The sequence below is a fragment of the Streptomyces sp. P9-A2 genome, assembly GCF_036634175.1.
GTDB lineage: Bacteria > Actinomycetota > Actinomycetes > Streptomycetales > Streptomycetaceae > Streptomyces > Streptomyces pratens.
On record NZ_JAZIFX010000001.1, the window covers coordinates 7,137,607 to 7,149,502 of the forward strand.

The window sequence follows — 11,896 nt, forward strand, 5'->3', positions numbered from 1 at the left end:
TCCACAGCGGCGGCCGCGGGCGGGCCACTACGGAGGGTGCGTCGGCTCACGTGTCCGGCGCCGGAGGTGGCAGCGGTCTCCGCCGCGCTGCCGGGGCATCGACACGTACGGAATCGCTGTCGCCGACCACAGGAGCCGGCATCGCTGCCCGCATCCCTGGCCATAGCGTGGGAAAACGTTCTCCAGAAATTTCACCCAAGCATGCACTGTTGTCAATGTCGGACATCACATACTTCGATGCGCACGAGCAGGAAATTCGATGGTTTCCCGGTGATAACGTTTGCCGAAATTGTTTCCGGGAGGCCGCTTCCAGCCCGGTGGAGCCCTACCGGGCCCAGCGCCGCCGAACCGAACGAAGGGGGCCGCACCGTGACCGACGTCACCCTGAGAGAGGTGGCCCGCGCATCGGGCTGCTCCGTCGCCACGGTGTCCCGGGTCCTGGCCGGCACCCGTCCGGTCGGGGCCGAGACAGCCCGCAGGGTACGGGAGGCGGCCGAGGAACTCGGCTACCGGCCCAACCAGGTCGCCCGCGCCCTGCGCAGCCGCTCCACCGGCACCGTCGGTCTCGTCCTGCCGCAGATCACCAACCCCTTCTTCCCCTCCCTCGTGCGGGAGGTGGAGCACGCCCTGCACGCCGAGGGACGTGCCGTGCTGCTCGCCGACTGTGACGACGACCCGGAGGTCGAGGCCGCCCGGATCACCGACCTCCTGGACCGGCAGGTCGACGCCCTGCTGATCATCGCCGTCGACGAGAAGCGGAGCCGGGAGGCGGTGGCGAAGGCCGCGGCCCACGTGCCGCTGGTGCTGCTGGACCGCGGCTGCGGCCCCGGCGTCGCCGACTCGGTCGCGACCGACAACGCCACCGGTATGGCGCTCGTCCTGGACCACTTGGTCGCCACCGGCCGCCGCCGGGTCTGCTTCGTGGGGGCCGCCGGAACCGGCTCGGCGGCGGTCGAGCGGCTCGCGGCGTACGAGGCCGAGGCCGGCGCCCTGCTCCCGCGCGGCTCCGGACGGGTCGAACTCGGCGACTTCTCACTGGAGTGGGGGCGGGCCGCGGTGGACCGGATCCTGCCGTCCCGTCCGGACGCCGTCGTCTGCGCCAACGACCTCCTCGCGGTCGGCGTACTGCAACGGCTGCGACAACTCGGCGTGGACGTCCCGGGCGACATCGCCGTCACCGGCTTCGACGACATCCCCATGGCGGACCTCGCCGACCCGGCCCTGACCACCGTCCGCCAACCCGTGCGCGCACTGGCGGCCGAAGCCGTGCACCTGCTCGGCCATCGGCCGGCCGGACAGAACGGCGGGCCGCGACGGTCGGTCCGTCTCGCCCCCGAACTCGTCGTACGCGCCTCCAGCGCACCCCGCGCGTCCTCCACCGAGGAAACCGGCACCGTCAGTACCCGCACCCCAGAGGTGGAACAGTGATCGCAGTCGTCGGAAGCCTCAACCTGGATCTCGTCGCACCGGTTCCCCAGCACCCCGTGCCGGGCGAGACGGTCCTCGGCGGTGACATCGCCCAGCACCCCGGCGGCAAGGGCGCCAACCAGGCCGTCGCCGCCGCCCGGCTCGGCGGGAACGTCGCTTTCGTCGGCCGGGTCGGCGAGGACGACGCGGCCGACATCATGCTCGACGCCGTCCGCAGCGAGGGCGTGGACGCCGCGCACATCACCCGCACCCCGGGCGCGGCGACCGGCCGCGCCCTGATCGCCGTCGACCCGGCGGGCGAGAACACCATCATCGTCAGCCCCGGTGCCAACGCCCGCGTGGGCGCCGCCGACTGCGAGGCCGCGGCGGACCTGCTGCGGAAGGCGGCCGTGACCGTCCTGCAGCAGGAGATCCCGGACGAGGCCAACCACGCCGCCGCGCGAATGGCCGGCGGTATCGTGCTCCACAACCCGGCCCCCGCCGTCGCCGGCGCCGTCCCCCCGCCCCACGTCGACGTGCTGGTCCCCAACCGAACGGAACTGGCGACCCTCACCGGCACGCCCGTGCCGGAGACGATCGACGACGTCGTCGCCGCCGCCCGCAAGCTGACCGGGGCCGGCGCGGCGATCGTCACGCTCGGCGGCGACGGGGTCCTCCTCCTCGAAGGCACCGCGCACCTGCACATCCCGGCGTTCCGTGTCCGGCCCGTGGACACCACCGCCGCCGGTGACTCCTTCTGCGGCGCGCTCGCCGTCGCCCTCGCCGAGGGCCGCACCCTCGAACAGGCGGCCCGCTGGGCCTGCGCCGCCGCGGCGATCAGCACCACACGCGCGGGCGCCCAGCCCTCGCTCGCCCGCCACGACGAGGTCGAGGCCTTCCTCGCGGGACAGCGCTGAGACGTTGTCGTCGAGCTGTGCTCACCCCGTGGTGGGCCGCTCCTGGACGGTGGCGACCCCGTTCAGGAGGCCGGCTGACGCGTCGCAGAGCTGACCGGACTCGCCTGCGTCGGCGACCGCCTGTGCGCCAAGGCGACCCTGCTGGACGAACGCGGACACCGGGTTCTGCTCCCTTCCCCCCGTACCGACATCCTGAATGCCGGTCCCGAACCGGTCCGCGACGGACGGCTCCACGTCACGCCCGCCACCGACGGCATGGTGCCCCCGGGTGACCGGAGTCGGTACTACGGCTGGGTGCACAAGCGCAGCCCGCGCACCCAGGCCGGAGTGGACGCCGTCGGCCGCACCGTGCTCGTCACCGCCGACGGACGCAGCACCGGACTCCCCCGGGCTCAGCACCGGCGAGAGCGCTGAGGTCGCCAAGGCACTCGGACTGTGCGACGCGGTCGACCTCGACGGCGGCGGCTCGGCCACCATGGTGGCCGACGGTGCCGTCCTCAACGATCCCCCAACGTCGCCGGCGAACGCCCCGTCGGGGGATGCCTTGTCGGTATTGCCTCGCAGGAACTGAACCGTTCCGGGTTCGGCAGAGAGCTGGGCCGGCCCCGAGTCGCGTGGAGTCGTGAGCCGTCAGTTCTGCCGCACAGCGATCGACGTCATCCCCCTGGTGTGGCCCCACCTGCTGTCATCGCCCTACCGCCGGAACCGGCGGAAGGGGCGTGATCGTGGCGCCGTGGCCGCGGCGGTCAGTCCAGGTCGGCCTGCCACAGGTCGGGGCCGAAGACCTCGTACTGGATGTCGCGCGGGGCGACCCCCTGCTCGATCAGCCGGCTTCGCACGGCCTGCATGAAGGGCAGCGGCCCGCACAGGTAGTAGAGGGCGTCGTCGGGGACGTCGACGCCGGTCAGGTCCATCTGTCCCTCGAAGACGCCGGCCACCGGTTCGAGGCTGCGCGCGTCCTTCTCGTACCAGAGGTACATCCGCGCGTCCCGCAGCGCCAGCACGTCGTTGACCACTTGCCGCCGCAGCGGGAGGGACGCCTCGTCGAGGTCGGCGTGCAGAACGGTGATCGACAGCCCGGAGTCGGCCGCGACCAGGTGCGACAGCATGCCCGCCATGGGGGAGATCCCGATGCCGGCACTGGCGAAGACCACCGGTCGCCCCGAGTCGTCGAGCACCACGTCGCCGTACGGCAGTGACAGCGTCAGGAGGTCGCCCACCCCGACGGAGTCGTGCAGCAGCGCCGACATCTCGCCGTCGGGGTCGCCGTCCTCGCCGCGCACCCGCTTCACCGAGAACTGGCGGTGCTCGCCGTCGTCGGCGCGGGTCAGGCTGTACTGGCGCGGCTGGAGCTTCCCGTCGGGCATCCGCATCCGGACGGTGACGTACTGGCCCGGCAGTGAGGTCTTCACCAGGCGGTCGTCGTTCCGCTTGACCACGAAGGTGACCACCTCGTCGGTCTCCTTGATCTTCCGCTCCACCCGCCAGTCCCGCCAGACCGTCTCCGGCCGGACCCCGCGGGCGCTGTAGAGGCCGCGTTCCTGGTTGATCAGGGCGTTGGCCATCAGCCAGTACACCTCGTCCCAGGCGGCGGCCACCTCCTCGGTGACCGCGTCGCCCAGGACATCGCCGATCGCCCACATCAGGTGGTCGTGGACGACCTGGTACTGGTCGGGTCGGATGCCGAGCGAGGCGTGCTTGTGGGCGATCCGGCTCAGCAGTTGTTCCGGCACTCGCTCCGGTGTCTCCACCAGGGTCGTCGCGAACGCCGCCACCGAGCCGGCCAGGGCCCGCTGCTGATGGCCGTGCGCCTGGTTACCGCGGTTGAAGACGCCGTCGAGGAGTTCGGGATGCGCGGAGAACATATGCCGGTAGAAACGCTGGGCGATCTCACCGATGTGGTCGGCGACCACGGGGAGCGTGGCGGTGATGACGGGACGGGATGTGTCGGAGAGCATGCGACTTTCCTCCGGGGCCGGCGAGGACTCCTGGCCCGCTCCAGGTACCCGTCCCCTCCGGAGCGACACAGCCTGTGGCCTCGGCTGGAACGGGTTGCCGTGAGTCTGCCCGTGATGACGATGTGATCGCGCGAGCCTCAGAGGCCGGCGAGGGCGGTGACGACGAGCAGGCGGCGGCCCGAATCGTCGTGCGGCGGCGTGGCGAGGTCTGCCGCGGGGGAGGGGAGCCGGTCCCCCGCGGGCGTCCGTGACCGCGATCCTGTGCCACCGGCTCGGGGACGAGGCCGTGTACTCCGTCGAGTACGACGAGGACCTCGCAGCCGCTGCCGCACGGCACCTCAGGGCCGCCGGCTGCTCCCCGCACCTCGCTGTCGGTGACGGCCTGCGCGGTCACCAGGACGGTGCGGACTATGACGCGGTGATCGCGACGTGCGCCGTACGCACCATCCCCCCGTCGTGGCTGTGGCAGCTCAGAGAGGGAGGCAGCATCGTCACGACGGTCAGCGGCTGGATGCTGGGCTCCGGCCTGATCCGGCTCGTTCTCGATGACAAAGGAACCGCACGCGGCCGGTTCGTGGCCGACCAGGCGTCGTACATGCTCGCCCGGCCGCACGAGCGGCCGCCTCGCCCCACGTTCTACGCCCATCCGGGCAGCACGCGAGACTCATGGGTGAGCCCGGACCTGCTGGACGACTTGACCGGGCTCTTCGTCGCGCAGCTCGGGGCGCCGTCAGCCGAGTTGGTTCGTACGGGGGACGGTCTCGCCCTGGTCGACGTGGCAACCGGCTCGCAGGCATGGACCGAGCCCGACGGCACCGGCTGGACGGTCCACCAGGACGGGCCCTTGCGCTTGTGGGACCAGGTTGAGGAAGCGCTCGACGCGTGGCAGAAGGCGGGCGCGCCCGACCAGACCGCGTTCGGCATGACCGTCACCGAGTGGGACCAGACCGTCTGGCTGGGAGACCCGGCCGGTCCTTGCTGGCGGCTGCCGACCTGAGAACTGTCGCAGGCGGCGCTCACGTCACGGAAGTACGTGCAGCGGGTGCGCTGCATGATGTTGCCGCCGATGGTGGCCATGTTCCGCAGCTGCGGGGAGGCACTCGGCTCCAGTGCCCGCGAGATGTGACCTCAGGCGATCGGTAGGCGACGCAGCACTACGTGCCCGACGTCGTGTCGGTGCTGGTCGTGCTGCTGCCGGCGGGTGCCTGGGAGCGGTGGGCGGCTGAGCCGTCGCCGCTGGGCAGGTGCTCGCCTGCGGCGAGGAAGTCGAGGAAGTCGCGGAAGGCCCGGTCGGTGCGGGTGGTGTCGGCGGTGGCGTCGAGGTCCATGAGGAGACCACGGATGACGGCGAGGACGAGCGTCGCCAGCTCCGGCCGGCCGATGCTGCGCAGGCCGTCCTCGAGCGGCCCGAGCCAGTCGGTCGTGGCGGTGTGCCGAAAGTCGGGCCACAACTGTTGCGCTGCGCTCTCGCGCAGCTGACCGAACATCTGCAGGTACGGCCGCCCCTCCAAGCCGGTGATCGAGGTCCAGGCGCGATCCAGGGTGGCGATGTAGGGCTCGTCGGGTCGCGCCCGCAGGAGGTCGCCGAATGTGTCGAGCTGACGTTGGCGCGCGTGCCCGAGAACGGCCCGCAACAGGGCGTCGCGGGTGCCGAAGTGATAGATCAGCATTCGTGCCGAGGTACCGGTGGCGGTGGCCAGCGGCTCGAGCCGGTCCGGGAGGCCGTGCGCGAGGGCGTAATCGGCGCAGGCGTCGAGCAGCCTGTCCTTGATGTGCGGCTGCGGTCGTCTGCCCATGTCGACATCTTTTCCCGTAACGGCGGCTACGTCTACCGTTGACCGAAAGGCAGTCAAGGCAGACGTGGAGGTAGCGATGAGGGTCGTGTTCGTGCATGGGGCGTGCGTGCGGGACGGGTCGTGGTGGTGGCACCGCACCGCCGAGCTGCTGCAGGAGCGAGGGGTGCTGAGCGTGGCCCCGGCGCTGCCGAGCTGCGGCGAGGCGGGCCTGCCCGGAGGCGCCGGCGGTCCGGGGCTGTCCGAGGACGTCGCGGCGGTGCGGCAGGTGCTGCTGGACGGCGACGAGCCGACCGTCGTGGTCGCCCACAGCTACGGCGGCATCGTCACCGCGGAAGCCGCCGCGGGCGTCGGGTCGGTACGCCATCTGCTGCTGGTCTCCAGCTACCTGCCCGAGGTCGGGCAGAGCCTGTCGGAGTTCGGGGACGGCAGCCCCGCCCCGTTCCTCGACGTCGACCCTGACGCCGGCACCTTCGGGGTCCGCCCCGAGCTGCTCGTGGACACGTTCCTGCAGGACTGCGACCCCGAGGTCCAGGCGCAGGCGGCGGATCACCTCGCCCGGCAGAGCGTGCAGGTGACCGGGCAGCCGGTCGGGGCGGCCGCATGGCAGCAGGTGCCCTCGACGTACCTCGTCTGCGCCCAGGACCGGGGCACCCCGCCGCGGCTGCAGCGCGAGTTCGCCCGCCGGGCCGGCAGCGTCGTCGAACTCGACGCCGGCCACCACCCGTTCCTGTCCCAGCCCGCCACGGTCCGGGACCTGCTGCTGAGCCTGTGACGGCAGTCGCGGAGAGGTCGAAGCGGTCATGGTCGTACGGCAGGAACACGGGCCGGTCCGAGTCGGCCCGGCCGATGACCGCGGTCTGCACCTTGCGGGTGTCGTCCGCCGTGTGCGGAATGAGGGCTCCGTGTGCGGTCGGGGCGAGCAGTGCCCGTCCGGGGCCGCGGGCCGGCCGGGTGCTCGGGTGCGTACGGGGCCAGGAGTGCCGGCGGTTGAGGCCGTCCGAGCCGGGGCCGCAGACCGTCGGGGTCCTTTTTTTGGTGACGCGGGTCGCTCCGGGCGGGGAGCAGTCCGAACCGGGGTGGACGACGCCGGCATTGCCGCTCGTCTCCTGATGCGGGACTGGAAAAGCCGTGGCCTCGTTCCCCGTCCCTCCCTACACTCGACCATCAGCAAGCGCGGCCCCTCGTACCGAGGCCGCGTATCCGTGACCAGTGAGGGGAGTCCGGCCGTGCGTGCTCGCGCCGCTGTTGTCGCTCCCCGTTCCCGGTTCTGCGGGTCCTCCCGGTTCTGCGGGGCCTCCTGGTCCTCCTCGCGGTCCATGGTGATCCTGGTGTCTTCGTCCGTCCGGTGCCCGCTGCGCGGCCGGCGCCGGATGTCGTGACGAGGCGACACAGCTGACGGTTCGGGTCTTGGACGCGTTCACGTCCGAGGCGTTCTCATGCCTGTCCGCCTGCCGTTCGTTTCGTCCGGGAATCGCGCCGCCCTGTCACAGAGCAGCGAAAGGCCTCGGGCCATGCGCAACCCCATGCACACCAATCCCCTCGCCGCCGTCCGCAACCTCGGCGTCCTCGCCCACGTCGACGCCGGGAAGACCACCGTCACCGAGCGGATCCTGTATGCGACCGGCGCCACGCACAAGCGCGGCGAGGTCCACGACGGCACCACCGTCACCGACTTCGATCCGCAGGAGCGCGACCGGGGCATCACGATCTTCGCCGCCGCCGTCAGCTGCACCTGGGACGGGCACCGGATCAACCTGATCGACACCCCAGGACACATCGACTTCGCCGACGAGGTCGAGCGCTCGCTGCGCGTCCTCGACGGCGCGGTCGCGGTGTTCGACGCGGTCGCGGGCGTGGAGCCGCAGAGCGAGTCGGTGTGGCGGCAGGCCGACCGGCACGGTGTGCCGCGCATCGCGTTCGTCAACAAGATGGACCGGGCCGGCGCCGAGCTGGACACCGCCGTCGCCTCGATCCGCGAACGGCTGCACCCGGTGCCGTTGGTCGTGCAGTTGCCCATCGGCGCCGAGGACGCCTTCACCGGCGTCGTCGACCTGGTGCGCCTGCGCGCTTTGACTTGGACCGACGACGGCGCTGCCGCGGCCTCGGACGTTCAGGAAGGCCCCGTGCCGGACGACCTGCGAGAGGAGACGCACCGTCGGCGCCGTCTCCTCGAGGAAGCCGTCGCCGAGCTGCATCCGGGAGCGCTGGAGGAGTTCTGTGCCACGGGATCGCTCGGCGCCGGTACCCTCGCCGCCGCCCTGCGCTACCTGACCCACAGCGGTGAGGGCGTCGTCGTGCTGTGCGGCTCGGCCTATCGCAACCGCGGGGTGGAACCGTTGCTGGACGCCGTCATCGCCTACCTGCCGTCGCCGCTCGACGTGCCGCCCGTCCGCGGGACGCACGACGGCGACGGCGACGGCGCTGGCGACGGCGATGAGCCGCAACGGGCCGCCGACCCGGCGGCACCCCTCGCCGCCCTGGCATTCAAGGTGAACGCCACGTCCACCGGGCGGCTGACCTACCTGCGCCTGTACTCGGGAACGATCGAGAAGGGAGACACCGTGTGGGACGCGACCGCACGCCGCACCGAGCGCATCGGCCGCATCCTGCGGGTCCGGGCCGACCGGCACACCCCGCTGGACCGGGCGGTCGCCGGGGACATCGTCGCCGTCGTCGGGCTGAAGTCGGCCCGCGCCGGCTCCACCCTGTGCGCGTCGTTCGCCCCGCTGGTCCTGGAACCTCCGGGGGTCGCCGAGCCCGTCGTCTCCGTCGCGCTCGAGGCGCTCCGGGGCACGGACACCGGACGTCTGGCGTCGGCACTCGCGCGGCTCGTCGAAGAGGACCCCTCGCTGGTGGCGCGGACCGACCGGGAGACCGGCCAGACGGTGCTGTCCGGCATGGGTGAACTGCATCTGGAGGTCGCGGTGGAGAAGATCCGGCTCGATCGTGGGCTGGGCGTCAACGTCGGTCGTCCCAAGGTCAGTTACCGGGAGACCGTCGGACGTGGGGTGTCCGGGTTCGTGTACCGGCACGTCAAACAGGACGGCGGGGCAGGGCAGTTCGCCCACGTCGTGCTCGACGTCGAGCCGCTGGACATCCCGGGCTCCGGCTCCGGCTCCGGTTCCGGTTCCGGTTCCGGTTCCGGGTTCGAGTTCCGCTCGGCCGTCGTCGGCGGGCGCGTGCCGCGGGAGTACGTCCGTGCGGTCGAGGCCGGCTGCCGGGACGCCCTGGTCGAGGGGCCGTCGGGCGGCCACCCGGTGACCGGTCTGCGTGTCACGCTCACCGACGGGACGACCCATGTGAAGGACTCCTCGGACACCGCGTTCCGTACGGCCGGCCGGTTCGGTCTGCGGGACGCCCTGCGGGCCTGCGCGATGGTGGTGCTGGAACCGGTGGTCGAGGTCACCGTCACCGTGCCCGAGGACGCGGTGGGCGGGGTGCTCGGAGATCTGGCCGCGCGCCGCGGCCGGGTGACCGGCTCGGGCACCCGGACGGGTGGTACGGCCGGCACCGCGGCCGTCACCACCACGGTCACCGCCACCGTGCCGCTGGCCGAACTTTTCGGCTACGCGACCCGGTTGCGCAGCCGCACCCAGGGCCGCGGCACCTTCACCACCCGCCCCACCGGCTACGCCCCGGCGCCCGCGCCTGTGTCGGAGTCCTCGCCCGCATCCGCATCCGCGCGGTAGCCGGCACGCAGGAACGGCGGTCCCTCCCGGTCACTCACCCCGGGAGGGACCGCCACCGGCGTCACACCGGTGCCTGCCGCGACCGTCGGCGCCGGTCGTGGCAGGCACCGGACGCCGGGCTCAGGGGTAGGACACCACCTTCGACGGCACGGTGTTCGTGCCCGACGTCGGCGCGCCGGTGTCGTTGATGACGCATTCGTACTGCCCGTTGCCGCTGAGCGACACGACCAGCAGGTGGTGGAAGCGGACCCCCGGTCGGTTCGGGGCGGCGAAGCCGTGGTGCTGCACGATCGTCGGGTTGACGTTGTAGTAGCAGTAACTCCCCATGCCCCAGCCCTCGTGGGTGGTGACACGGTCGCCGACCTTGTACGCGGCGTAGCCCTTCATCGAGCCGTTCTGGATGGCGGCCTGGTTCGGAGCGTCGTAGGCCTTCTCGTTCTGGAAGAAGATCGTGCGCCCGCGTTCGCCGTTCCACTGCACGTCGTACTTGTTGAAGTGTTCGACGAACAGGCCGGTCGCCAGGACGTCGTGGCCGTTGACGACGACGCCGTAGTCGCAGCGGTTGGTCTCCCAGCCGACGCCCTCTCCGTGGTCGGCACGCCAGATCCAGGTGTGGTCGACGATGGTGTGCCGGGCGTTGATCACCATGCTGGTGGTCGCCTTGCCGGGGCCCGCGCCGCCGATCCGGATGAACACGTCCTGGACGGTGATCGGGTCGGCGGAGTGGTTGCGGGAAGCGCCGTTCGGGCCGATCTCCACCAGGACGCGGGAGTTGACCGGTCCGGCGTCGACGAGGAAGCCTGCCAGCCGTACGCCGTCGACGTCGGCCACCTGGAGGGCGGTGGCGCCGTTGGCGGGGATCAGGGTGGCGTAGCCGAGACCGAGGACGACCGTGCCCGCGCGGTTGACCCGGATCGGCTGGTCGACGTGGTAAATGCCGGGTGTCAGCAGCAGGTTGAGGCCCTGGTCGAGTGCCTGGTTGAGGGTGGCCGCGGAGTCGCCGGGCCTCGCCACGTAGAACCGGTCCAGGGGCAGGGAGGTGCCGCGCGGGGTGCCGTTGCCCCAGGTGACGCCGCGTGCGTCGCGGCGCAGCGCGGGCAGGAACACGCGGTAGTCGGCGCCGTCCAGGTACAGGAACGGCTTCTCGCGGGAGATCGGTGTCCGGTCGAGGGTGGTGTACGGCGGCTCCGGGAAGCTCTGCGCGGGGGCGCCCTCGACACCTGAGAACACCATGTTCCACACGGCGTTGGTCCACCCGCCGACCGAGCTGTCCCGGGTGTACCACTGCTGCTGCGAGTACGGTCCGACCACGCCGTCGATCCGGCTGTCGGCGATGTAGCCGCCGCTGGCCCAGCCGTAACCGGCGGGTGCCAGGTTGAGACCGCCGCGTATGTGCATCCGTCGGAACGGGGCCGCCTGGGCGACCGCCCAGCGGTTGGTGCCGTTGACCGGAACGAGGGCCAGGTTCTCCGCCGAACGCCAGAAGTTCTGCGTGGCGTTGCCTTCGAACCAGCCGGCGTCGACCGTCACGTCACCGTGGATGGTGGTGTCGTCGGGGGAGAGTCCGAGACCCGAGATCGAGGTGTAGAAGCCGAGTTGGGCGTTGAGCCCGTGGTAGGCACCCGGCTTGAAGAGGAACTGGTAGCGGCCCGGGCCGAACTGGTCCGACTCCTGCCGGGCGAACACCTCGTCCAGCTTCGCCTGGATGCCCGGCGTCGACGGGTCGAAGACGATCACGTTCGGGCCGAGGTCGCCGCCGGCCAGCAGCCGACGCCGCTTCCCGCGCTTCTTCGCGGCGTCAGGGGCGGCGGGGACGGCCGGTGGGGCGGGGGCGGCCGGTGCGGCGGAGGCGGTGGTGGTGGTGGTCAGTGCGGCCAGTACGGGTACGGCTGCTGCGGCTCCGAGCACGGCCCGGCGGCGGACGGCGGCGCGTGGGCCGTCGGCGGGCGGCTGGGTGGAGGGGGAGTGGGAGGTCATGGGCGGCTCTCCTGGTTCAGGAAGTGAACGGCGTGGGGGAGGTGGGAGCGCTCTCTCGCCGCTGATGGTTCATCCGTGGAACAGATGAGTCAAGAGGTGCGGCGAGAGTGGGGTGACTGTGTCCAAACCCTTGACGGCGCCCTTTCCAAGGG

General features: G+C 71.8%; 7 protein-coding genes and 3 pseudogenes. 6 read left to right on the forward strand and 4 right to left on the reverse strand.

The window, feature by feature from the left end:
• Positions 1-369 precede the first annotated feature (369 nt).
• The 3 genes and pseudogenes from V4Y04_RS32215 to V4Y04_RS32225 form a co-directional block, all read left to right on the forward strand.
• The gene (locus V4Y04_RS32215; RefSeq protein ID WP_332431870.1) at positions 370-1,428 is read left to right on the forward strand and encodes a LacI family DNA-binding transcriptional regulator; all 1,059 of its coding nucleotides are present in this window, start codon (positions 370-372) and stop codon (positions 1,426-1,428) included.
• Positions 1,425-2,324 carry a ribokinase gene (rbsK, locus tag V4Y04_RS32220; protein WP_332431871.1) on the forward strand — a complete coding sequence of 300 codons (900 nt, stop codon included), beginning with the start codon at positions 1,425-1,427 and terminating at the stop codon, positions 2,322-2,324. The genes V4Y04_RS32215 and rbsK overlap by 4 nt, the downstream gene beginning before the upstream one ends.
• A gap of 6 nt (positions 2,325-2,330) precedes the next feature.
• Positions 2,331-2,895: pseudogene (locus tag V4Y04_RS32225) on the forward strand (phosphodiester glycosidase family protein); the annotation flags it as partial.
• 175 nt (positions 2,896-3,070) lie between these two features.
• Here V4Y04_RS32225 and V4Y04_RS32230 read toward each other — a convergent pair.
• Positions 3,071-4,282 carry a globin domain-containing protein gene (locus V4Y04_RS32230; protein ID WP_332431872.1) on the reverse strand — a complete coding sequence of 404 codons (1,212 nt, stop codon included), beginning with the start codon at positions 4,280-4,282 and terminating at the stop codon, positions 3,071-3,073.
• Between the two features lie 250 nt (positions 4,283-4,532).
• On the opposite strand from V4Y04_RS32230, the pseudogene V4Y04_RS32235 reads away from it, so the two are divergent.
• A pseudogene (locus tag V4Y04_RS32235) lies at positions 4,533-5,279 on the forward strand (ATP-grasp peptide maturase system methyltransferase); the annotation flags it as partial.
• Here the strand turns inward: V4Y04_RS32235 and V4Y04_RS32240 are convergent.
• Both V4Y04_RS32240 and V4Y04_RS32245 read right to left on the reverse strand, forming a co-directional pair.
• Positions 5,267-5,404 (reverse strand): annotated as a pseudogene (locus V4Y04_RS32240) (FAD binding domain-containing protein); the annotation flags it as partial. The pseudogenes V4Y04_RS32235 and V4Y04_RS32240 overlap by 13 nt on opposite strands.
• A gap of 32 nt (positions 5,405-5,436) precedes the next feature.
• Complete coding sequence (locus tag V4Y04_RS32245; RefSeq protein WP_332431874.1) at positions 5,437-6,078, reverse strand: TetR/AcrR family transcriptional regulator; 642 nt, start codon at positions 6,076-6,078, stop codon at positions 5,437-5,439.
• Between the two features lie 76 nt (positions 6,079-6,154).
• On the opposite strand from V4Y04_RS32245, the gene V4Y04_RS32250 reads away from it, so the two are divergent.
• Both V4Y04_RS32250 and fusA read left to right on the forward strand, forming a co-directional pair.
• Entirely contained in the window at positions 6,155-6,850 is a 696-nt protein-coding gene (locus V4Y04_RS32250) for an alpha/beta hydrolase (RefSeq protein WP_332431875.1), read from the forward strand.
• 751 nt (positions 6,851-7,601) lie between these two features.
• Positions 7,602-9,767: an elongation factor G gene (fusA, locus tag V4Y04_RS32255; RefSeq protein ID WP_332433077.1), complete on the forward strand. Its 2,166-nt coding sequence runs from the start codon at positions 7,602-7,604 to the stop codon at positions 9,765-9,767.
• A gap of 120 nt (positions 9,768-9,887) precedes the next feature.
• Here fusA and V4Y04_RS32260 read toward each other — a convergent pair whose 3' ends face one another.
• Complete coding sequence (locus V4Y04_RS32260) at positions 9,888-11,744, reverse strand: coagulation factor 5/8 type domain-containing protein (RefSeq protein ID WP_332431876.1); 1,857 nt, start codon at positions 11,742-11,744, stop codon at positions 9,888-9,890.
• Between the last annotated feature and the right edge of the window lie 152 nt (positions 11,745-11,896).